Here is a 20541-nt window from a genome sequence, read left to right on the forward strand (position 1 = left end):
ACAAGCCTGTTATAATGCCGGGTTTTCCGTAATCCGACCGTCATCATGTCCCGCAAACTCCGCAACATCGCCATCATCGCGCACGTCGACCATGGCAAAACCACGCTGGTCGACCAGCTCCTCAAGCAATCCGGCACCTTCCGCGAAAACCAGGCAGTCGACGAGCGCGTGATGGACTCGAACGATCTGGAGAAGGAACGCGGCATCACCATTCTGGCGAAGAACACCGCCATTACGTACGGCGAATACCACATCAATATCGTCGACACCCCGGGCCACGCCGACTTCGGCGGCGAAGTCGAGCGCGTGCTCGGCATGGTCGACGGCGTGGTACTGCTGGTCGATGCGGTCGAAGGCCCGATGCCGCAGACCCGCTTCGTCACCAAGAAAGCGCTGGCGCTGGGCTTGAAGCCGATCGTCGTGATCAACAAGGTGGACCGCCCCGGCGCACGTCCGGACTGGGTTGTCGATCAAACCTTTGACCTGTTCGACAAACTGCACGCTACCGACGAGCAACTCGATTTCCCGATCATCTACGCCTCCGGCCTCAATGGCTGGGCCTGTCTGGATCTGAAGGACGCCCCCTCGCAAGGTGGCTCGGCCGACAACATGACGACCCTGTTCGACACCGTGATCGCGCACGTCCCGACTCCGCCCGGCTCGCCCGACGCGCCGTTGCAACTGCAAATCGCCGCGCTGGACTACTCGACCTACACCGGTCGTCTCGGCGTTGGCCGCGTGCTCAACGGCCGCATCAAACCCGGCATGCCGGTCGCGGTGATGAACCACGAAGAACAGGTTGCCACCGGCCGTATCAATCAGGTCATGGGTTTCCGCGGCCTGGAACGCGTACTGGTTGACGAAGCCGAAGCCGGCGACATCATCATCATTTCCGGACTCGATGACATCGGCATCGGCGTCACCATTTGCGACAAGGACAATCCAGTTGGCCTGCCGGTGTTGCCGGTCGACGAGCCGACACTCAACATGGACTTCATGGTCAACTCCTCGCCGCTGGCCGGCACCGAGGGCAAGTTCGTCACCACCCGCCAGATCCGCGATCGTCTGACCAAGGAGCTGCTAGTCAACGTCGCGCTGCGCGTCGACGAAACCGGCGAGGCCGACATCTTCCGCGTCTCCGGTCGCGGCGAACTCCACCTGACCATCCTGCTGGAGAACATGCGCCGCGAAGGCTTCGAAATGGCTGTCGGCAAGCCGCGTGTGGTCTACAAGGAAATCGACGGCGAGAAGTGCGAGCCCTACGAAAACCTCACCATCGACCTGGAAGACGACACCCAGGGCGCGGTGATGGAAGAAATCGGCCGCCGTCGCGGCGAACTGACCAACATGGAATCGGACGGCAACGGCCGTACCCGCCTCGAATACCACATTCCCGCACGCGGTCTGATCGGCTTCCAGTCCGACTTCATGACCATGACGCGCGGCACCGGCCTGATGAGCCACGTGTTCGACGACTACGGTCCGGTGAAAGCCGACCTGCCCGGTCGCCACAACGGCGTGCTGATTTCGCAGGACAACGGCGAAGCCGTGGCCTACGCGCTGTGGAAACTGGAAGATCGCGGCCGCATGTTCGTCTCGCCCGGCGACAAGCTGTATGAAGGCATGATCATCGGCATCCACAGCCGCGACAACGACCTGGTGGTCAACCCGATCAAGGGCAAACAGCTGACCAACGTGCGCTCCTCGGGCACCGACGAAGCCGTGCGCCTGACCACGCCGATCAAGCTGACGCTGGAATCCGCGGTGGAATTCATCGACGACGACGAACTGGTCGAAATCACGCCGAAGTCGATCCGTATCCGCAAGCGCTTCCTGCAGGAGCATGAGCGCAAGAAAGCGAATCGCGGTTAATAATCTGCTGGCGCTTGCGCCTGCAGGCCAAACAAAAAACCCGGTATCAGCCGGGTTTTTTGTTGTCTGCCGGGATCAATCCCCGCCGCCACATCCCCCTCCACCGTCGCCACCGCTGCCGCAACCGGCGCCTGTACTATCTGATACGCTGCCCCCACCACACCCCGAACCGCAGCCGATATCGCTGGCGCAATAACTGCCCGAGCCCGGTCTGCAGCGCGTGTCGTAACGAAAACCATTCGGAATAGACAGTGCGCCATCCAGGGCAAACAGTCGCGGTAGGCGACTCGGCTGCTCCGGATTGATCTTCTCTAATGCGCAAGCCAAGCGCCAGGCCCGCCGGATTCCTTCGGTCGCCAGCGTCGGCGTTCTCATGGCTTCGGCCGGCGTGTGGTGCAGAAAGCGGCCAAAGGCCTTGTTGCAGAAATCCTGATACACCCGCGTGTGCAAAATGAACGCGTGCCAGGCATCGTCCGCGACCTGCGACGGCATCGAAACAAAGCGGCCCCGCGCCTGTGCGCACAGGATGAAATAATCGCGCAATCCTTCGAATACCTGTTGCTCCTGAGCCGAATCGAGATCGGGTCGCACGTCGCGAAATTTCAGCCGCATCGACTGCGAAAACGGGTAGGCACGGATCATCTCCAGCCGTACCTGCTGCGCATGATTACGCCAGACGCGCTGAGCGACGATGCCCGCTGTCAGCAGCAATAAAGTAAACAGAATCAGCTTCATCGGCACTCCTTGCCTGGGTTTTTCCGAGGATATCAATAATCCGTTGCAGGGGTCTTCCGCACGCGCGAGCGCCCTGCCCTGCGCCGTATAATCCGGCCATGCCCATCGCCACACTTGCCCTGCTTGCCGCACTCATTCTGCTGATCGTGCTGGTCCTGGCACTGCTCGGATTCCAGCGCCAGCAACAGCGCAGCCTTAACCAGTTTCCTGCCCAGCTTGCGCAGGACATGGAAGCCCGCCACCGCGCCGTGCTGACCGACCTGCACAGCGGGCTGTCGCAGCAGTCCGACCGCATGCAGACGCAACTGGCTAGCTTGCAAGTGGCACAGACCGAGCGGCTGGCGGAAACGCGTGAAACCGTCACCGGACAGTTCAGCCAGTTCCAGACCGCCATGCTGGAAAAACTGATCGAACAGGGGCGTGCCGAGCAAAGTCTGCTGCAGGACACGCTGAAAGGCATGACGGCGCACTTCAACGAACGGGTGCAACAACTCTCGCAAACGGTCGATGGCCGACTCAATGAAATCTCCGGCAAGGTGGCCGAGCGGCTCGACGAAGGCTTCAAGAAAACCAATGAAACCTTCACCTCGGTGATGTCGCGGCTGGCAGTGATCGACGAAGCGCAGAAAAAGATCGAGGGCCTGGCGAGCAACGTCGTGTCGCTGCAGGAAATCCTGGGCGACAAGCGCTCGCGCGGCGCCTTCGGCGAAGTCCAGCTCGAAGCGCTGGTGCGCAACAGCCTGCCGCCCGACGCCTATGCCTTCCAGCACACGCTGAAAAGCGGCGCGCGAGCCGACTGCGTGCTGATCCTGCCGGAGCCGACCGGAACCGTATGCGTCGATTCCAAATTTCCGCTGGAAAACTACAGCCGCATGTTCGACGACAGCCTGGCGGCAGTGGAACGCGACGGTGCACGCCGGCAGTTCAAGATGGACGTAAAGAAGCATGTCGACGATATCGCCGCCAAGTACATCGTCGCGGGCGAAACCTCCGACGGCGCCGTGATGTTCCTGCCCGCCGAAGCGGTGTTCGCCGAGATCCACGCCTATCACCCCGACCTGGTCGAGCACGCACAGAAAAGGCGCGTCTGGCTCACCTCGCCCACCACGCTGATGGCGGTGCTGAACACCGCGCGCGCGGTGATCCGCGATTCGGAAACCCGTCGCATGGCACACGTGATCAAGGACGAACTCGGCAAACTGGCGAAGGACTTCGCGCGCTTCGACGAGCGCATGAAAAAGCTCGCCTCCCACATCGATCAGGCCAGCAAGGATGTCGGCGAAGTACGCATCTCCAGCGACAAGATCAGCAAACGCTTCGCACAGATCGAACGGGTTGAACTCGACCATCCCCCGGTGGGTGTCGCCCTGCCGCACCCCGACAGCGACGAATGAACTGGTTTGCCCGCTGGCGCCGCACCCGCATCCTCAAACGCCACCCCGTTCCACGCGCCGACTTCGAGACGGCAGTCGGGCAACTACCGATCCTGCACGGCCTGTCTGCGGCCGAGCTGAATCACCTGCACGAAACCACCAGCCTGTTCCTCCACGGCAAAAGTTTTGCGGCGGCGGGGGGCGCAGAAGTCGACACCACCACTCAACTCAAGATCGCCCTCCAAGCCTGCCTGATGATCCTGCAGCTGGACGAAGCCAGCTACCGGAGCTGGAATGAAATCATTCTCTATCCGGACGAGTTTCTGCGACTGCGTGAAGAAGTCGACGAGGCCGGCATCGTGCACCATTCGCGCGACATCCTGGCCGGCGAATCCTGGCTTGGCGGCCCGCTGGTGCTGTCGATTGCCGACGTCGAAGCCAGCGGGCAGGCCGATGGCGTCAACGTTGTGCTGCACGAATTCGCCCACAAGCTCGACATGCTCAATGGCGACGCCAACGGCTTTCCGCCGCTGCATCGCGGCATGGATGCGGCTACCTGGGCACGCGATTTCAGCACGGCCTATGCAGACCTGTGCGCGCGCATCGACGCCGGAGAAGACACCGAGATCGACCCTTACGCAGCCTCCGACCCGGCGGAATTTTTTGCCGTGCTGAGCGAGGTGTTCTTCGAAACTCCCGCCTTGCTGCAACAGGAATACCCGGCGGTTTACCAGCAGATGTGCCTGTTTTACCGCCAGCACCCGCTGCTACGACTACCTGATGGAATAGGGAGATCAGCATGAAAACGGCTGCCCGCATGGATGGCATTGCGCCATTCCACGTCATGGATATTCTGGCGCGCGCCCAGACGCTGCAAGCTGCCGGGCGCGACATCATCCATCTGGAAATCGGCGAGCCCGACTTTGCCACACCGCAGCCCATCATTGAGGCGGGGATCGCCGCCTTGCGCGCAGGCCACACGCACTACACCGGCGCACTCGGCCTGCCCGCCCTGCGTGAAGCGATCGCCGGGTTTTATGACACGCGCTGGCAGGCAACCGTCGCGCCGACGCACATCCTCGTCACCCCGGGCGCATCCGGCGCCCTGTTGCTGGCCTTGGGTTTGCTGGCCGGGCCAGGCGACGACGTGCTGATGGCCGACCCCGGCTACCCCTGCAACCGTCATTTCGCCCAGTTTTGCGATGCCCGCGCCATCACCATCCCGGTCGATGCCGACAGCGGCTTTCAGCTCACGCTGCAGCACATCGAGCGACACGCCACCCCCGCCACGCGCGCCGTACTCATTGCCAGCCCGTCCAACCCCACCGGGACCGCCATCTCCGCTGCAGAACTTGCACGCATCCATGACTGGTGCGGTGCACATGGCGTGGCCTTGATCGTGGACGAGATTTATCTGGCGCTGACCTACGACGGCGACGAACACAGTGCCGCTCGCTGGGACGATGTCTTTATCGTCAACAGCTTCTCGAAATACTTCCTGATGACTGGCTGGCGGCTGGGCTGGCTGGTGGCGCCCGCCTGGGCCTTGGAGGGCCTGGAAAGGCTGGCGCAAAACCTGTTTCTGGCTGCCTCCACCCCGGCGCAGCATGCTGCCCTGGCGGCATTCTCAAGTGCCAGCCTTAAAGAGCTCGAAAGCCGCAAAGCCGAACTGCATGCACGTCGTGATTACTTGATGCCGGCATTGCGTGCCTGCGGATTCGGCATACCGGTACAGCCGCAAGGTGCTTTTTATATATATGCAGACTGCCGGACGTTAACGGAGGACAGTTTCATTCTGGCCCAGACCCTGCTTGAAACAATCGGGGTAGCGACCACCCCGGGACTGGACTTCGGCCAGCATCACGCGCAGCACTATCTGCGGATTGCCTATACCCAGCCGCTTCCGCGTCTGAAAGAAGCCATCGCAAGACTCGAAAACTTCCTGGCCCGCTGATCAGCCGCGACGGCGACGCGCCAGTCCGAAAATGCCCAGCAAACCCAGCGGCAACAATGCCAGCGTACCGGGTTCGGGAACGTGGGCGTCTGGAACCGGATCGACGATCAGCGAATCGTTAGCGCAATTCATCGTCCAGTGCGCAGCGAAGGCCTCCCCGTTTCCCCAATACGAACCGAAAAGCGCAACCGGAATGCGCGCCTCGTAGAAGTAATGCTTGTCGGAAATGTACGTACCCATATTGGCCACGCCAACTGTGCTGTATTCCACTTCGCCCATCCCGAGCAGGGTGCCATTCAGAACGGAAGTCGGTCCCTCGTTCGCCGCTCCCCACAAACCTGCACCCCATGTACTCACCGCGTACAGGCCGCCTGAAACTTTCCCATTGCTGCCCGTTGTTTCCAGGCCGAATTCATAGCTGCCATCCCGACCAAAATCGATGCCGAAGTCGCCTGGCGCATAGTTCCCGCCGCTATTGGACGTCAGCGGACTGTGACCTGTCACCAGCGCCAGATACAGATAGGAAGCGTCGTAATCGACATACAAGGCCTCGACATCGTAATCCTGCCCTCCATATCCAGGGGTCAGATATATCCCCCGGCCGCCAGTCTGGTCCTCAACCGTCCAGGCCTTGGCCAGCGCATGAGGCGTCCAGTCCGCTACGTTGCCGTTTCGCTGCAAACCCCAGTCAGACAGATCGGCATCGATCGTATAAGCCGCAGCCGGCATCGCAAAGGCCATGGTGAGCACAGCGGACAAAATGGAAAGCAGGCGCATGGCAGCCCTTTGAGTCAATGTGATTGATAGCTTGGGCTCAGCGAAACGCAGGCCAGACGAGAATGAACTGCCAAACTTGCCGTTTGGGGATATTGCTGCCATGTGCTTCTGCCGTATCGATCACGGCATGGCAAGAAGCGTTGGGCTTTCAGCAGAAACGTTGATCTTCACCCGGCGTACAGACGAAAAAAAAACCGGCCCAAAGGCCGGTTTCTTTATTCCTTAGCCCGGAATTACTGGGCAGCGGGAGCGGGAGCAGCAGGTGCAGCGGCATCAGCAGCAGGTGCAGCAGCGTCAGCAGGTGCAGCTTCAGCGGGAGCAGCTTCAGCAGGTGCAGCTTCCACCGGAGCAGCAGCTTCAGCAGCCGGCGCTTCAACAGCAGGCGCTTCAGCAGCAGGCGCTTCTTCTTTGGAACAAGCGGTCATGGAAACAGCCAGCAGAGCAGCCAGGAGGACGGAATATTTCATTGTATTTCCCTTTTCGTACACATATATAAAAACCCACACCAGAGATCGGTCCGGGACTTGAGATCCAGCCGACGCGCGGAATTTTAACAAATCGGCCCGACAATTCCACTATCTATTGAACTTCTTCTGCTTCACCGCGAATGCGTTGTTTTATTACAACTCAAAAACGCTTTTTGGGTAAATAGGTCTGGTTGCGATTCCGATCAAGCGGTTTTTTTCTGTAAAAAATCGATCACTTCGGGCTTGAAATCACCCCGTTCCAGTGCTTTTCGATAAGCCACCCGCGCCTCGTCCATCCGTCCCAGCGCTTCGAGCGCCAAGCCCAGACCCAGCAGCCACCCACCCTGGCTGGGGTCGGCTGCCAGTGCACGCTGATAGGCCCTCGCCGACTCTTCGTAGCGCTGCATTTGCGAAAGCAAGGCACCCATCAAGGCAATATCCGCCGGACGCATGCCCGCCTGCCCGCGCTTCAGCCAGTTCAGCGCTTCTTCGCGCTGCCCCTGATCCGCCAGCATGCGCCCTGCCGCAATAGCCAATGCGTCATCGGGCTGTTGCTCATAACCGGTCGTCAGAACCAGTAAGGCCTTATCGAACTGACCCGCATCCTGTAGCAGTCCTGCCAGTTGGAGCCGTGCGGAACGCATCCCGGGATCGCGTATCAGGGCCTTCCGGTATTTGCCGATGGCGGCTTCGGTTTGACCGGCACGGCGCAAAACCTGGGCCTCGTCGAACAACTGCTGCGCCTCCGCCTCTGGAGACAGCTCGGTCATTTTCTTGACCACCGAGGATTTTTTGCTGTCTGCAGGCTCGGATTGCGCCCGGACAGGCAAATATGCAGGCGACGAAACAGGCAGCCCTGCTTTGGCGGCAGGCTGGGACGGGACAATAGACAGTGAAGTGGCCATCTGGATCAGCGGAATATTCGCCGGCCCGGGCTTTCCGATCGTATCTCTCTTCACAGCACGCGGCACAGGTGAGGGATTCGGGCTGTCTGCTGGCGGCACGCGTGCACGCGGTGCGGGCGGCGCATCCGGCAGATGGGGCAAGGTCGGTATGGCTGCGACGGACTCATGCCGTTGCGGGGGTGGATTCAGCATCCAGTATCCGAGGCCCACGACTAGCGCCAGCAACAACCCCATAGCCGCCAGTTTGCGTGAACTGCGGGGAGACGCCGGAGCGCGTGCCAGCGTCTCTGGCGCATCGCTGGACGCGCTCCCGCGGGCATCCAGCTCGCGCAACATTTGATTGATGACGCTCATCGCCTCGTCCCGCTCCTATCCCAACGCACGCATGATGCTGAGCATTGCAACCGTCAAACCGAGCAAACCCGCCATCCACAACCACGGCAACCAAGCGTGCTTGCGGGTAGCCAGAGTGTCGCGGGCTGCGCCGAGCACATGTCTGCAATTGACCTGCGCTACCCCACGCCCGTACGCCAGCATCATGGCTTTGGCCGCGAGGATGTTGATTAGGCGCGGCAAGCCCCTCGATGCGCGCCAGAGCGCGAACAGGGCGCAACGGGTAAACACGGCATGATCGCTGCCTGCCACCTGCAAGCGATGCCGTACATACGCCGCCACTTCATGTCTCACGAGTGGGCGCAAAGCCGCATGAAAGCTGATTCGGGTCAGTATCTGCCGGGTGCTTTGCCCGCTCAGGCGCACCATCAACTCAGGCTGGCCAAACAGCACGACTTGCAACAGCTTGCGTTTTTCGGTTTCCAGATTGGTCAGCAAGCGCACGGCCTCCAGCGTATCGGCCGGCAGGGCCTGCGCTTCATCGATCAGCACAACCGGCTGCCGGTCGTTTTGCGCCAGCGAGATGAAATGGCGTTCCAGGCGATGCAGCAACACTTCGCTGCCTCCTTCGCCCGGCAAGCCGAATTCAAGTGCGATGGCGGCGTATAAACCGCGCGGATCAAGTCCGGGATTGGGAACGAAAGCCGCCTGCAGGCGCGGCGGGAGACTGTTCAACAAGCGCCGCAGCAGCAGGGTTTTCCCGGTTCCGACTTCGCCCTCGACGACCAGAAACCCTTCCCCTGCATTCAATGCGTATAGCAGGGTTTCATGGGCATCCCGATGCGGCAGTGCCGGAAAATAGAAGCTGGTATCCGGAGTCAGTCCAAACGCCGGCTCACGCAGGCCAAAATGCCCCCACCAGCTGGTCATTCGGGAAAGGGCTGGGAATCCGGAAGATCGTAGGTTTTGAAGCGCCGCTGGGTGTCATTCAGGTCGCGGTTCCAATCCTGACTGTCACGAATCAGCGTGGTTTTAATCAATACCACCATCTCGCGTTTGCGGTTGGCGCGGCTGGTATTGCCGAACAGCTGGCCAAAATAGGGGATATCGCCCAGTAGCGGAACCCGGTTGTCACTATCGTCGTTAACCTGACTCATCAGACCGCCTATGGCCACGATCTGACCGTCCTTGAGACGCACCACGCTATCGGTTTCAGAAATGGTGCTGGATGCCAATGGCAGGACAAGCGTGCCGCCCTGCACGCCCAAGTTGACTGTTTTAGTCTTCTCCACAACCTTGCTGACCGATGGGCGCACGTGCAGCGTAATGTTGTCCTTGTCGTCGATTTGCGGGGTGACATCCAGCGCAACCCCCGAAAAGAACGGTTCAACCGTTACCGTCGAAGGCGTGGCTGTAACGGTTTGGGTTCCCGCCGTACCCACTGTCACCTCGGTGACAAAAAAGTCATCGGTTCCTACGCGCAACACGGCTTTCTGATTGTTGATGGTCGCAATACGCGGACTGGACAAAACATGCACCGCACCTTGGGTTTTCAACAAATTGATGACCACGCCAAAATTTCCATCGTTGAAGGACACACCAAACAAGCTGCCAGCGGCACCCGGTATCGCACCCGCCAGCATGTTCGTGATGGACCCGCTAACGGTCACCCCGTTCACCGTCCCCACATTGAGTCCATCCTGACCGACTGCGGTTTGGCCATTGTTATTCAGTCCTGCCCAGTTGATGCCCGACTGGAAGCCATCGTTCAATTCCACTTCCAGAATCTTGGCTTCCAGCATTACCTGGCGGGCACTTATCAGTTCTGATGCGCGCAAATATTTCTCCACCATGAACAGGTTGGCCGGTGCCGCTTTCACAATGATGATGCCGGACTGCGGACTGACCACGACGCTGCCCGCTTCGCCGACCAGCGTTTGCAGTGAGTTGGTGATCTCTTCCCAAAACTTGGAATCAGTCGAGGTTTGCACACTGCTGGTTTCCAGTGATTTGGACGCACTGGCAGGTGCTGAGTCGGTTCCGCCGCCCCCACCCCCGCCATTGCTCAGGCTGACCGAGCCGGACACCACGCGCGTGTCCGATTTGCCCTGGCGCAGCATCGCAAGGGCATTCAACTGATACACGCGGGCCTGCATGGCGGGCGATGGCACGATGATGCGCTTGCCCTGAACCTCGTATTCGTAGCCATACAGAGAGCGCACGGCTTCCATCGCCTCGGGCACCGTCACGTTTTTCAGATTGAGCGTCAGGTTGCCACTTACATCCGGGTGGACCAGCATGCTGTAAGGCGTGCCCGTCACCATCCCCATGAAAACCTCGGACGCCTTGGCATTGTTCACGTTCAAACTAAAGCGCGGCTCGCTGCCAGCGGGTTTTGCAGCAACCGGCTTGTCGCGCACGGCGTCCATCACCGCCTGCTGCACGGAAGCCGGCGGCGCGGCAACCGGCGCTGTTGCCGGCAGGTCAAGCGCTGCCTGGATGGCTTCAGCACCTTGCTGCCCGACCGGGGTGGCACATCCCGTCAAAACCAGACAAGCCAAGACGATGTATTTATTCATTATGTTCAGTTCCCCGTTTCTTCTGCGCGTATCCATCTGCGCGTATCAATGCATGCGTTCGAGCAGATAGATTGTGCGGCTTCCGCCCTTACCCGAAATGACAATATGATCTTCACGGATGGCGCTTACCCGACCGCCGTTGACCGCATCCCCCACCCTGACCGCTGCCCCGCCATACCAGGCGATGGACTGCCGTCCATTCATCCGTATCCAGGCCAACGTACTGTCTTGTGGGACCGCGGCGGCTGTTGCCGAAGTCGTGGGCGGCGCCATCGGGTCGAATGCCGCCTCAGCCCAGGCCGTTGCCAGCGCAAGCAGCAGCGCCAAATGGAATTGCCGGCTTGACTGCTTCACAGCCGCGCCCATGTCGCCTCCCGGCTCAGCGTATTCAGTTTGAGCGTGAGCTCGATCCGCGGATGCGCATTCGCATCCAGACGCACCGACTCCCATTGCAGGGTCCAGGGCAAGGCCTCCAGCCGCTCCACGTAACGCGTCAGTTCGGCATAGCTGCCTTGCAGGCGCAAGGTGACGCCGTGCGTGTAGTACAGTTCGACGGGAAGCGGGGGCGGAGCAGGCGTGTCGGTGGTCGCATCAGTATCGCTTGTCGTCACGGCAGGTTTGCCGGGCACGTTTTCCAGGGAAACGAGCGTCAAACCTGACTGGTCTGACATCAAGGTCTTGAGCGCCGCAATCATTTTTTCCGGCCCGATCAGGCCGCTTTCACGGGCCTTGACCTGTTGCTCGATCAGTTTGGCCTGCGCGCGCAAGCGTCCCAGTTCGGTATTGGCGCCGCTTTGATTCGCCGGATCAAGACTGGCCAGTTGCCCGCGCAGGGTGAAAATTTCTTCCTGCAAGGCCGCGCTGTTCATCAGCATCTGCTCCTGGCGCTTGAGCGCAGGCTCGATCAAGCCGACAAACATCAGGCTCATGGCCACGCCCGCCACCGCCACAAACACCAGGATGCGTTCGCGAAAGCTCATCGCGTCGATCCGCATCGACCAGGTTTTCCAGGCCAGCTTGAGCGAATCCATTATTCGGCTTCCCCTGATTGGTTGACCGCAAAGGCAACGCCCGGGACAGCCACCGTCTCGCCGGTCTCCTCATTGCGCGGCAGAATGTCGAAGCGGCTCAGCGGCAAATCCTGCAAGCCCGGCTGCCGTGACAGCAACGCCAGGTAATCGGGAATGCGTGCCGGCTCCAGTGCGCGCCCCATCAGGTGAAAATCCGCACGGCCGAATTCGATGTCGGTCAGCCACACGCCGGTTAAACCCTCGTTGGCCAAAGCGTGCAAACGCGCGGAAAACCCGACTTCGCCCTTCACTCCGCCCAGCGCCATCTGCAACTTCTGCAATTGCACCAGCCGGCGCTTTTCTTCAGCAACCGCCTGACTGTGCTGGTCTTCCGGCGTGACGCCCTCCTCGGATGGCTGGCTTTGCGCATCGATCTTGGCCTGCAATTCGTCGCGCACCGCTTGCACCTTGTCCTGCTGTTGCTGGATGTCGCCGGCATTGCGCTCCACCCAGCCGTAAACCAGCAGGCCAACCGCCACCACGCCCAGCAGCATCCACGCGATGGTTTTGCTGGAAAAGGCAACCTGCGGCGTGAGCAGCTGCGGGTTCAGCAGATTGATCTGTTGCAGGCTCACAGCGCCTTATCCTCGCGTCGCAATGCACCGCCCAGCGCAAACCAGCACGCTGAAAGCTTGTCTGCATCGTCCGGGAGCTGGCCGGGAAACAGCGCAGCAAGATCGGCCAGTTCGAGCGGCAAATAAAGCTGCTGCCGCAGGTAGTCTGCCATCCCGGGGACGACGGGCGGCGGCGCCAGCACGATCTTGTCGAGGTGCCAGCCGCTGTGCTGCCGTTCGATGTGATCGAGACTGCGCTGCAGCTCCAGCGCGAGGCGATCGAACACCACGCTGCGGCGCTCGGCATCCTGCTCCATCAACTCAACCGGATTGCACTCCAGCCGGCGGTGGAAACACAGCTCGCCGTTACGGGTCACCGTCAGCAGGCCGCCCTGCGGAGTGAACGAGAGCAGCGCCAGCACCCGGTCCGGGGTTTCCAGCAGCGCCGCGATATTGCGCTGTGCCAGTTCGGGAATATCGATCGCCACCAGATTGAAGTGGGCGCGCTCGGACAGTTCCATGTATTTTTTCAGCACGCGGTTGTGCGCTACCACGGCGAGCAGCTTGCCGCTCGCCTCCGCGCCCGATTCCAGGCGGATCACGTCCACCGTGGCGTCGTCGACTGGGAATTCGATTTGATCCTTGATTTTCCAGCGCACCGCCATTTTCATTTCTTCCGGCGGAACCGGCGGCGCATCGATCGGCAGCAGCTGATACTCGCCCGCCGACAGCACCACCCCAACCGGCACCGGCGAACTGCCGAACACGCTCCAGCTTTTCACCAAATCGCCATCTTCCGGACGGCTGATGCATGAATTCAGATTCGGGCGGCCATTTTGCCAACTCAGTTCAGCATGGGATAGCAAACCCGCCCCGGCCTGAATCGCCAGATAGCCGTTCTGCTGCTTGCGTTTGAACCAGGTCAACAAACGAGAAGTCATGGATGGGGATAAGTGCTGGCGAGTATAACAAGCATGATCAGGTTTGCGTCCTTCACGGGAAGACCGCCGTTTTGACGCGTTCCACGTAATTCAGACCCGCCGGACTCGCAGGCGCGTCAAAGATGGCAGTGGCGGTAATCTGGTAAGTCGCTGGCACCGCCCCCGGCGCGCAGCTCACCGCAACCGTCATTCCAACGGGCGTGCCCGGCACGGAAAGCGGTTGCACGGCAGGTACAAAGGGGCAAACGCCAGGAGACTGTCGCAACACCTGATACGCTCCCCACTCCACCCCGGTTTGTGCAGCTCGATCCGCCACCCCAGACATGCGTTCGAGTTGTTGTCCAGCACTTTGCCCGGACACCATCGTCGCCACAAAACCAGCCATTGCGGCCAGAATCACGATCAGCACAATGGCAGCAATCAGCGCAAATCCTTGCTCGGAGCGTTTCAATTGTCGAAGCTTCATGGCAAATCAATACGTATGGTGTGATAAAGCGTCAAACGATCTCCCGCGCTATCGAAACCGAGCACGAGCGTGACCCAGCGCGCAGGCGTACCGGCAGCGGGGAAGCGACGTGCCTGACAAGTGACAAGGTTGGTAGCCAGCAATGCGTTACCTGGATTTCGGCGTAGATCGCGTCGCCCCGGGTTGATCGCACTTGCAACACAGCTATAAGTTATTGGCTGAGCCGGGTTCAAGCGTGGAACAAAAGTCAAAGGGAAGCCGCTCGCGCCTGCAACCGTAACGTTGACGTTGTTTGCAGGTTCTGCACGAGCAATATCCTGCGTCAGTTTCTCCATTGCCAGCCCCCCCGCATCCGAAAGATCGACCCGTCGTTCAGTATCGAAATAACTGGTTATCGGCCCACGCAGGAATACCGCCGCGGAGCCACTCAGAACCCCCAGTACGGTGATCGCCACGACCATTTCGATGAGCGAAAAGCCAGCGCAGCGTTTGGAGTCAAATCGCCTCATCACGCGCTTCATATCGAGTTGGGCGCATAGCGAATGCGCACGCCTTGGAGTTGTGCTGTCGCCCCATTCAGCCCGGTAACGACTACGGTGACCCGCAAAGCGTCATTCGGCGCTACATTGGGCAGTGCATTGGTAGGCGCAACTGTTATCCGATAGGTGTAATTGGGTAAGCCCGCCAAAGCCGTTGCGCCCGTGGCTGGCAGTTGATTTGGAAGAACAACGGGAAGATCTACCCCACTGTTGTAATCATTGACATTATCGAAGCGTGATGGCCCGGTGCGGGTTTCACCAGGCTCTGAAGTCATAGGGGTTTCCGGATCGGCACAACCGCCAGGTGCTGCAGCGGTAGGCGCAGCCGGATCGTTTGGATCGCAAAAGGTAAATGGCTGTGCCAGGACTTCTTGCAGCATGCTGGCGGCGATGGCTTGCGCCTGCTTGTCCGGCAGCAGGCTAGCAGAACTGCGGGTGAGGTTGCCGAACACACCCAAAATAGCCGTCGCCGCAACGCCGACGATGACAATGAATATGAGTAGCTCGATCAGCGTAAGACCGCGCTGGACAACTTTCCGGATCGGCGAATCAGTGCACATAACCGGTATCCGGCTCCACTGTTACCGGCGCGCTACCGCCCACGGTCAAATTTACGATGCCATTGGGGTTGGGGCTCCCCATGCGGTCGAAGCTGAAATTGGGCACAGAATAGGTCAGACCAATCCCGGCAGGCAGCGTCACCGTATAGGTTGTCACAGAAGGCGGAGGGGGCGTAGGGGAAGGATTGCCACCGATACGTTGCACATCCTGAGTGCAGATAGTGGCCCCAGGCACCACGGGTTCCTCCAGCATCAGTGCCAAACCCGTGGGCATCAGGGTCACGCACACCTCGCGATTTTTTGCCAGCGCCAGTTTTTGCGCATAGCGCAAGGCGGTGCGGATTTCAGCTGCACCACCGTGCGTCTGGAATGCCGTGCGATCGACCATGCGCGGCCCCGCTACCGCCGCCAGCACACCTGCGATGGTCAGCACCAGAACCAGTTCCACGAAGGTAAAACCGCGGCATGCGCCGCGGTTCAGATTGAACATGACAGCCTCGGTCAGCAGCCAGCGATGTTGACTGCACTGATTGCAGGTGCACCATTCAGCGGCGCGTTGGTATACGTAAACGAGCAGTTGGCCGGGACTGGGCCGCCTAATACCTGAAATGTGCCGGTACCGGGTGCATAGTTGTAACCCTCATTATTGAGGCCACCGGCGCCGGCATTAGCCGTAACCCATTGCGAAGTCAGCCCGGCAGCGTTGACGATACCGTTCCATCCTGCGCGAGTAGGGTAAAAGTTAGCAAGCTGAACCCGGCCGCTTTGGGTGCAGACCGTGCCGTTTGCGGCATTGTTAGCCAAACCTGCGAAACCCGCCCCAGCGCAAGCTCCCGCATCAGGAATCCCGCCGCGTGCCTGCACCGTGCCATAAACCATCGCCGCCGCCGCCTGCACCGCACCGCGTGCCGCATTAAGCTTGGCAATCCGCGCATCGCGCTGGATGTTGGTAAAGCGCGGCAATGCGACCGCAGCCAGAATACCGAGAATGACGATCACCACGATGAGTTCGATCATGGTGAAACCACGCATCCGATGGCCTTGAGTAAGCGATTGAATCTTCATTGCGTTCTCCGAAATTTATCCACACCCATACGGTGCATGGAAGTCTTATCGGCGACGCTGCAAGGGACTTGAGGCTTTTTCAGTGCGCTCCGGCAAAACAGGCACGGAAAATGCGTGCCTGCATTCGAAACGGTTTAATGACCGAAGGTTTTCGATCCCATATCCCAGATCGGCAGGAAAACCCCCAAGGCCAGCACCAGCACCATCGCGCCCAGCGCGGTGATGAGAATGGGCTCGATCTGCTGCGACAGGGTGGAAATTTCGTATTCGACTTCCTGCTCGTACATGACGGCGATTTCCTGCAGCAGGTTGTCGAGTTCGCCGGTTTCTTCGCCGACGGCCAGCATCTGCAGCACCACCGGGGTAAAGACGCCGGTCAGGGTAGCGGTACGCAGCAGCGATTCGCCGCGCTCGATGCCTTCGCGCATGTTGCCGATCTTGTCGGCGTAGTAGCGATTGTCGGCGACGGCGGCGACCACGGTCAGCACCTGCAGGATCGGCACGCCCGATTTGGAGGCCAGCGCGAAGCTGCGGGCAAAACGTGCCAGCGCCGATTTGCGCAGGATTTTGCCGACGATGGGTATCCTCAGCTTGAAGCGGTCCCAGTTGTAGCGTCCCCGGTCGGTGCCTCTCCAGCCGATGAAGCCAAGCAGCGCCATGCCTGCCCCGGCAATCAGGAAATGAATGTATTCCCGGGTAAACGTGGACGTGGCGATCAGGAAGCGCGTCATAAGCGGCAGTTCGGCATTCATCCCGGCATAGACCTTGGAAAACGCGGGAATGACGAACAGATTGATCACCAGCATGGCCACCATCAGCGCGATGACGACGAACAGCGGATAGCGGATCGCGCCTTTCACCATTTCGCGTGCGCGGCGTTCGAAATCCAGATGCACGGCGAGACGGTCCAGCACGTTGTCGAGGCGGCCAGTCATTTCGCCGACGCGGACCATCGCCAGATAAAAGCTGTCGAAAATCTTGGGGTGGCGCGCCAGGCACATCGACAGTTCGCGCCCCTGCCCCAGACCATCGTTGATGTCGGCCAGCACGCGGGCGAACCCGGGATTGATACTGGACTCGCGCAAGCTGGTCAGCGCGCGCAAGATCGGCACGCCGGCGCGCAGCATGGTGTGAAGCTGGCGCGAAAACAGCTGCAATTCGACGATGCCGATCGACTGCGCGCGGTTCTTGCCCAGCACTTCGCCGAGGTTGAATTCAACCGGATCGGGCAAGGCACTGATATCGACTGGAATCAGGCCGGCAGCCAGCAAATGGTCGGCCACTTCGGCCGAATTGGCACCCTCAAAACGGCCTTTTTGCAGTTCTCCCTTACCCGTGCGTGCCTGATAATGAAACAGCCCCATACTCAATCGTCACCCTGATTGCTGACCTTAGCGGCTTCGGCCAGACTGGTTTTTCCGCTGCGCGCCAGCGCCAGCGCGTGGTGTCCAAGGGTCTGCCCTGCCATTGCCAGCCGTGCGGCGGTAAGAAACTCGCGCGGATCGGGCTGGTTGGCGGCTTGCGCCAAGGCAGACGTCATTTCCAGCATTTCGTACACCGCCATGCGGCCACGATAGCCGGTGTGATTGCATTGTTGGCAACCGGCGCCCACCGTGAATCCGGTGGGATCAGCTCCTGCGCCCATGCTTTCGAGCCAGTTCATTTCATGCGGGGTGGGTGTATGCGGCTGCCCGCAATGCCAGCACACTTGCCGCACCAGCCGCTGCGCCACCACCGCCTGCAGGGCTGTGGCCACCATGAAACGCGGCGCGCCCATGTCGATCAGCCGCACGGGGGTGCTGGCGGCGTCGTTGGTGTGCAGGGTGGAAAACACCAGGTGACCGGTCAGTGCGGCGCGCAAACCGATTTGCGCAGTTTCCGCATCGCGCATTTCGCCGATAAGCACGACGTCGGGGTCCTGCCGCAGGATGGAGCGCAACGCGCGCGAAAAACTCATGTCGATTTTTTCGTTGACCTGCACCTGCATCACGCCGGGCAGGCGGTATTCGACCGGGTCTTCGACCGTGATGAGCTTGCTATCCACCTTGTTCAACGTGTTCAGCGAGGCGTAGAGCGTGGTGGTTTTACCGCTGCCGGTGGGGCCGGTCACCAGGACCAGACCGTTGGGGCGGGCGATGATGCTGCGATAGCGGGCCAGCATGGCATCGGGCATGCCGATGCGTTCCAGATCCAGCATGCCGCCATCGGTTGCCAGCAGGCGCATGACGATCGATTCGCCATGCTGGGTCGGCAGCGTCGACAGGCGGATATCGAGCGGCCGCCCCTTGATGGTGAGGTGGAAGCGGCCATCCTGCGGCAGGCGCTTTTCCGAGATGTCCAGCCCCGAGATGATTTTCAGGCGCATCGACAAGGCCTGTGCCACGGTGGGCTCGGCCTCGGTCTGCACATGCAGGATGCCGTCGATGCGGAAGCGGATGATCAGCTTCTTTTCCTGGGGTTCGATATGGATGTCGGAGGCGCGCACCTGCAGTGCATCCTCGAATAGGGTCTGGATCAGGCGCACCACCGGCGCGTCGAGCGAACCGGCTTCGGCGTTCAGCGCATCCAGCAGGGTGTCGTCGCTGCCTTTGAGCGATTGCTCCAGTTCCTTGGCGTAGCCGCCGATTTCCTCGGTGCGGCGGTAGTGTCGGTCGTAGGCGGTCAGCAGGTCGCTTTCGGTGACCACGGCGACATGGATGTCGAGATTGGTGAGGCGCGCCAGCTCGTCGTAGGCGAACAGGTCGCCGGGATCGGACATGCCGACCAGCAGGCCTTCCGGCAGCACCTTGAGCGGCATCACGCGCAAGCGCCGCGCGGGGCTTTCGGGCAGCAGCTTCAGCGCAGCCGGATCGACCGGCGATTGCTTGAGGTCGACAAAGGGCGCGCCCAGCTGGCGCGCCAGCGCCTTGCCGATCGCCTCTTCGGTGACCAGCATGGAATCGACCAGCACCCGCCCCAGCCGCCGTCCCGATTTTTTCTGCTCGGCCAGCGCCGTGTCCAGAACGGCCGACGAAATCAGGCCTTCCTTAACCAGCAAATCACCAAGACGAATTTTTTCGGGGCGCGCCATGCATCAGATCCAGATCATTGTGATGAATGGCCGCGAAACGCGCGCCATCCGGTTAGCGGGACTGCTGTTCGATAATCTCGCCGGGATGCGTACCCGGGCGCAACTTGCCTTGGTAAATAAAGCCCGAGCCGTAACGGCGCTGGCCGCCTGGCGAGGTCAGGAGCTCGTTTTCGCTCCAGACCCAGACATGGCCGTCACGGGTATCGACAATCAGCGCCCGTCCGCCGCCTTTGCCGCCGTCGGCAACTGCCAGCGGCAAGGCTTCATAACGTCCATCTTCAGCCAGCGCTTGAGTTGCAAGTGCCAGCAATCCCAACATCAGCCCATGTTTAAGCATCGCGCGTCCTTTCGTTCAAGTCCGGCTGCAGCCTGTGCGGCCTGTCCGGGATGGCGAATCAATCGGGTGCCGGCGCGAACAGGGCAGCCACCGCGGCCGCATCCAGCACGTAGGAATGGTTGCAAATATCGTCATGCACGCGGATTTCACCCTGTTCGGCCAGGATGGATTCGCATTCGGCCTGCCCCACGCTTTGCAGCATCGACTCCACCTTGGCCAGATCATACGGGCAGTGGTAACTGACCGGGCGCGGGTCGTATACCCGCACGTCCTCTTCCGGGAACAGGCGCTCGATCAACTTGATCGACCCCAAGCCCAGCAATTCCTCCGGCTGCACCGTGCCGGCCAGGATCTGCACCCGGTTCCAGCCGTCGGCATCGCGCAGCGCGGCGCCCGGCAAGGCCTGCAGGAACAGGCCCGCTGCCGTTTCATGGTTGGCCGCCAACCACAAACGGGTGGGCTGCTGTTCGGATTGTTCCAGGTAATGTTCGAACACCGCCGCCAGGGTATCGCCCTGCAGGGGCACATGGCTTTGATAAGGCTGGCGCATGCCTTCGGTATCGAGCGTCAGGGTCAGCGCGCCGTCGCCCAGCAAGGCGGACAGGCTACCGGCCGGCAGGCGCGCCGCCGTATGAACCATGCCGCGCAGACGCAATTGCTCGTCGCAATCCATCACCAGCTGGGAGATTTTCCCTGCGCCGCGCAGCTGAAAACCGAGCCGCCCGCGCTGCTTGAGATTGGCGCCGAGCAGCGTCGTCACGGCCGCCAGCTGGCCCAGCAGATCCAGCGCAGGTTCCGGATAATTGCGTCCGGCAGTCATCTCGCGCCAGGCCGGGCCCAGTTGCACCCAGGCGCCGCGGATGTCGAGCTGCTCGAAAAAGAAGCTGCGGACGCGACTGGACGAAGCGATCGCGTGTGTGGATTCTGGCATCAGGTTTTCTGCG

At 60.7% G+C, this 20541-nt stretch carries 23 protein-coding genes; 4 read left to right on the top strand and 19 right to left on the bottom strand.

Annotation, left to right across the window (positions count from 1 at the left end):
• The first annotated feature begins 45 nt into the window (after nucleotides 1–45).
• On the top strand, nucleotides 46–1872 hold the full coding sequence (gene typA / locus IV098_RS11045) for a translational GTPase TypA (RefSeq protein ID WP_296889062.1): 1827 nt from the start codon (nucleotides 46–48) through the stop codon (nucleotides 1870–1872).
• A 75-nt stretch (nucleotides 1873–1947) separates the two neighbouring features.
• Here typA and IV098_RS11050 read toward each other — a convergent pair whose 3' ends face one another.
• On the bottom strand, nucleotides 1948–2607 hold the full coding sequence (locus IV098_RS11050; RefSeq protein ID WP_296889064.1) for a hypothetical protein: 660 nt from the start codon (nucleotides 2605–2607) through the stop codon (nucleotides 1948–1950).
• Nucleotides 2608–2705: 98 nt separating this feature from the next.
• Between IV098_RS11050 and IV098_RS11055 the strand changes: the two genes are divergently transcribed.
• From IV098_RS11055 to IV098_RS11065, 3 genes are read left to right on the top strand one after another with little or no spacing between them, the layout of a single operon-like run.
• Entirely contained in the window at nucleotides 2706–4001 is a 1296-nt protein-coding gene (locus tag IV098_RS11055; protein ID WP_296889066.1) for a DNA recombination protein RmuC, read from the top strand.
• Nucleotides 3998–4783 carry a zinc-dependent peptidase gene (locus IV098_RS11060; protein ID WP_296889068.1) on the top strand — a complete coding sequence of 262 codons (786 nt, stop codon included), beginning with the start codon at nucleotides 3998–4000 and terminating at the stop codon, nucleotides 4781–4783. Before IV098_RS11055 ends, IV098_RS11060 begins: the two co-directional genes overlap by 4 nt.
• Nucleotides 4780–5934, top strand: coding sequence for a pyridoxal phosphate-dependent aminotransferase (locus tag IV098_RS11065; RefSeq protein WP_296889071.1), 1155 nt, complete (start codon nucleotides 4780–4782; stop codon nucleotides 5932–5934). Before IV098_RS11060 ends, IV098_RS11065 begins: the two co-directional genes overlap by 4 nt.
• Here IV098_RS11065 and IV098_RS11070 read toward each other — a convergent pair whose 3' ends face one another.
• The 18 genes from IV098_RS11070 to IV098_RS11155 all read right to left on the bottom strand — a co-directional run bounded on the left by IV098_RS11070 (nucleotide 5935) and on the right by IV098_RS11155 (nucleotide 20528).
• On the bottom strand, nucleotides 5935–6813 hold the full coding sequence (locus IV098_RS11070; protein ID WP_296889073.1) for a PEP-CTERM sorting domain-containing protein: 879 nt from the start codon (nucleotides 6811–6813) through the stop codon (nucleotides 5935–5937). It abuts the gene before it with no gap.
• Nucleotides 6814–6859: 46 nt separating this feature from the next.
• Nucleotides 6860–7087, bottom strand: a complete 228-nt coding sequence (locus IV098_RS11075) for a hypothetical protein (protein WP_296889076.1) — start codon at nucleotides 7085–7087, stop codon at nucleotides 6860–6862.
• A 294-nt stretch (nucleotides 7088–7381) separates the two neighbouring features.
• Nucleotides 7382–8182 (bottom strand): tetratricopeptide repeat protein, encoded by an 801-nt coding sequence (locus IV098_RS11080; RefSeq protein ID WP_296889078.1) that lies wholly within the window; start codon nucleotides 8180–8182, stop codon nucleotides 7382–7384.
• Between the two features lie 270 nt (nucleotides 8183–8452).
• Nucleotides 8453–9346 (bottom strand): AAA family ATPase, encoded by an 894-nt coding sequence (locus IV098_RS11085; protein WP_296889080.1) that lies wholly within the window; start codon nucleotides 9344–9346, stop codon nucleotides 8453–8455.
• Nucleotides 9343–10995 (bottom strand): pilus (MSHA type) biogenesis protein MshL, encoded by a 1653-nt coding sequence (locus IV098_RS11090; RefSeq protein ID WP_296889082.1) that lies wholly within the window; start codon nucleotides 10993–10995, stop codon nucleotides 9343–9345. Before IV098_RS11090 ends, IV098_RS11085 begins: the two co-directional genes overlap by 4 nt.
• A 45-nt stretch (nucleotides 10996–11040) precedes the next feature.
• A complete protein-coding gene (locus IV098_RS11095) occupies nucleotides 11041–11361 on the bottom strand; it encodes a hypothetical protein (RefSeq protein WP_296889084.1) in 321 nt (106 codons plus the stop codon).
• Nucleotides 11346–12026 carry a type II secretion system protein GspM gene (locus IV098_RS11100; RefSeq protein ID WP_296889086.1) on the bottom strand — a complete coding sequence of 227 codons (681 nt, stop codon included), beginning with the start codon at nucleotides 12024–12026 and terminating at the stop codon, nucleotides 11346–11348. The genes IV098_RS11095 and IV098_RS11100 overlap by 16 nt, the downstream gene beginning before the upstream one ends.
• Nucleotides 12026–12640 carry a hypothetical protein gene (locus IV098_RS11105; protein ID WP_296889088.1) on the bottom strand — a complete coding sequence of 205 codons (615 nt, stop codon included), beginning with the start codon at nucleotides 12638–12640 and terminating at the stop codon, nucleotides 12026–12028. The genes IV098_RS11100 and IV098_RS11105 overlap by 1 nt, the downstream gene beginning before the upstream one ends.
• Nucleotides 12637–13560 (bottom strand): agglutinin biogenesis protein MshI, encoded by a 924-nt coding sequence (gene pilM / locus IV098_RS11110; protein WP_296889090.1) that lies wholly within the window; start codon nucleotides 13558–13560, stop codon nucleotides 12637–12639. The genes IV098_RS11105 and pilM overlap by 4 nt, the downstream gene beginning before the upstream one ends.
• 52 nt (nucleotides 13561–13612) lie before the next feature.
• The gene (locus IV098_RS11115) at nucleotides 13613–14026 is read right to left on the bottom strand and encodes a hypothetical protein (RefSeq protein WP_296889093.1); all 414 of its coding nucleotides are present in this window, start codon (nucleotides 14024–14026) and stop codon (nucleotides 13613–13615) included.
• On the bottom strand, nucleotides 14023–14547 hold the full coding sequence (locus IV098_RS11120) for a prepilin-type N-terminal cleavage/methylation domain-containing protein (RefSeq protein WP_296889095.1): 525 nt from the start codon (nucleotides 14545–14547) through the stop codon (nucleotides 14023–14025). The genes IV098_RS11115 and IV098_RS11120 overlap by 4 nt, the downstream gene beginning before the upstream one ends.
• Nucleotides 14544–15125, bottom strand: a complete 582-nt coding sequence (locus IV098_RS11125) for a prepilin-type N-terminal cleavage/methylation domain-containing protein (protein ID WP_296889096.1) — start codon at nucleotides 15123–15125, stop codon at nucleotides 14544–14546. The genes IV098_RS11120 and IV098_RS11125 overlap by 4 nt, the downstream gene beginning before the upstream one ends.
• Entirely contained in the window at nucleotides 15115–15615 is a 501-nt protein-coding gene (locus IV098_RS11130) for a type II secretion system protein (RefSeq protein WP_296889098.1), read from the bottom strand. The genes IV098_RS11125 and IV098_RS11130 overlap by 11 nt, the downstream gene beginning before the upstream one ends.
• 11 nt (nucleotides 15616–15626) lie before the next feature.
• The gene (locus IV098_RS11135; RefSeq protein WP_296889100.1) at nucleotides 15627–16190 is read right to left on the bottom strand and encodes a type II secretion system protein; all 564 of its coding nucleotides are present in this window, start codon (nucleotides 16188–16190) and stop codon (nucleotides 15627–15629) included.
• A 134-nt stretch (nucleotides 16191–16324) separates the two neighbouring features.
• Nucleotides 16325–17554, bottom strand: coding sequence for a type II secretion system F family protein (locus IV098_RS11140; protein ID WP_296889102.1), 1230 nt, complete (start codon nucleotides 17552–17554; stop codon nucleotides 16325–16327).
• A gap of 2 nt (nucleotides 17555–17556) precedes the next feature.
• Nucleotides 17557–19260 (bottom strand): GspE/PulE family protein, encoded by a 1704-nt coding sequence (locus IV098_RS11145; RefSeq protein ID WP_296889104.1) that lies wholly within the window; start codon nucleotides 19258–19260, stop codon nucleotides 17557–17559.
• A 52-nt stretch (nucleotides 19261–19312) separates the two neighbouring features.
• The gene (locus tag IV098_RS11150; RefSeq protein ID WP_296889106.1) at nucleotides 19313–19597 is read right to left on the bottom strand and encodes a hypothetical protein; all 285 of its coding nucleotides are present in this window, start codon (nucleotides 19595–19597) and stop codon (nucleotides 19313–19315) included.
• Between the two features lie 58 nt (nucleotides 19598–19655).
• On the bottom strand, nucleotides 19656–20528 hold the full coding sequence (locus IV098_RS11155; protein WP_296889109.1) for an Hsp33 family molecular chaperone HslO: 873 nt from the start codon (nucleotides 20526–20528) through the stop codon (nucleotides 19656–19658).
• Nucleotides 20529–20541 lie beyond the last annotated feature (13 nt).

Origin of the sequence: Thiobacillus sp., from assembly GCF_018780105.1 — a bacterium.
Lineage (GTDB): Bacteria > Pseudomonadota > Gammaproteobacteria > Burkholderiales > Thiobacillaceae > Thiobacillus.

Excerpts from the sequence above, each read along its gene's own strand:
- IV098_RS11120 (WP_296889095.1), bottom strand. The coding sequence starts at position 14,547 with ATGAAGCGCGTGATGAGGCGATTTGACTCCAAACGCTGCGCTGGCTTT.
- IV098_RS11115 (WP_296889093.1), bottom strand. The coding sequence starts at position 14,026 with ATGAAGCTTCGACAATTGAAACGCTCCGAGCAAGGATTTGCGCTGATT.
- IV098_RS11150 (WP_296889106.1), bottom strand. The coding sequence starts at position 19,597 with ATGCTTAAACATGGGCTGATGTTGGGATTGCTGGCACTTGCAACTCAA.
- IV098_RS11140 (WP_296889102.1), bottom strand. The coding sequence starts at position 17,554 with ATGGGGCTGTTTCATTATCAGGCACGCACGGGTAAGGGAGAACTGCAA.
- IV098_RS11095 (WP_296889084.1), bottom strand. The coding sequence starts at position 11,361 with ATGGGCGCGGCTGTGAAGCAGTCAAGCCGGCAATTCCATTTGGCGCTG.
- typA (WP_296889062.1), top strand. The coding sequence starts at position 46 with ATGTCCCGCAAACTCCGCAACATCGCCATCATCGCGCACGTCGACCAT.
- IV098_RS11085 (WP_296889080.1), bottom strand. The coding sequence starts at position 9,346 with ATGACCAGCTGGTGGGGGCATTTTGGCCTGCGTGAGCCGGCGTTTGGA.
- IV098_RS11130 (WP_296889098.1), bottom strand. The coding sequence starts at position 15,615 with ATGTTCAATCTGAACCGCGGCGCATGCCGCGGTTTTACCTTCGTGGAA.
- IV098_RS11145 (WP_296889104.1), bottom strand. The coding sequence starts at position 19,260 with ATGGCGCGCCCCGAAAAAATTCGTCTTGGTGATTTGCTGGTTAAGGAA.
- IV098_RS11155 (WP_296889109.1), bottom strand. The coding sequence starts at position 20,528 with ATGCCAGAATCCACACACGCGATCGCTTCGTCCAGTCGCGTCCGCAGC.
- pilM (WP_296889090.1), bottom strand. The coding sequence starts at position 13,560 with ATGACTTCTCGTTTGTTGACCTGGTTCAAACGCAAGCAGCAGAACGGC.
- IV098_RS11125 (WP_296889096.1), bottom strand. The coding sequence starts at position 15,125 with ATGTGCACTGATTCGCCGATCCGGAAAGTTGTCCAGCGCGGTCTTACG.
- IV098_RS11090 (WP_296889082.1), bottom strand. The coding sequence starts at position 10,995 with ATGAATAAATACATCGTCTTGGCTTGTCTGGTTTTGACGGGATGTGCC.
- IV098_RS11055 (WP_296889066.1), top strand. The coding sequence starts at position 2,706 with ATGCCCATCGCCACACTTGCCCTGCTTGCCGCACTCATTCTGCTGATC.
- IV098_RS11060 (WP_296889068.1), top strand. The coding sequence starts at position 3,998 with ATGAACTGGTTTGCCCGCTGGCGCCGCACCCGCATCCTCAAACGCCAC.
- IV098_RS11135 (WP_296889100.1), bottom strand. The coding sequence starts at position 16,190 with ATGAAGATTCAATCGCTTACTCAAGGCCATCGGATGCGTGGTTTCACC.
- IV098_RS11100 (WP_296889086.1), bottom strand. The coding sequence starts at position 12,026 with ATGGATTCGCTCAAGCTGGCCTGGAAAACCTGGTCGATGCGGATCGAC.
- IV098_RS11065 (WP_296889071.1), top strand. The coding sequence starts at position 4,780 with ATGAAAACGGCTGCCCGCATGGATGGCATTGCGCCATTCCACGTCATG.
- IV098_RS11070 (WP_296889073.1), bottom strand. The coding sequence starts at position 6,813 with ATGGCAGCAATATCCCCAAACGGCAAGTTTGGCAGTTCATTCTCGTCT.
- IV098_RS11050 (WP_296889064.1), bottom strand. The coding sequence starts at position 2,607 with ATGAAGCTGATTCTGTTTACTTTATTGCTGCTGACAGCGGGCATCGTC.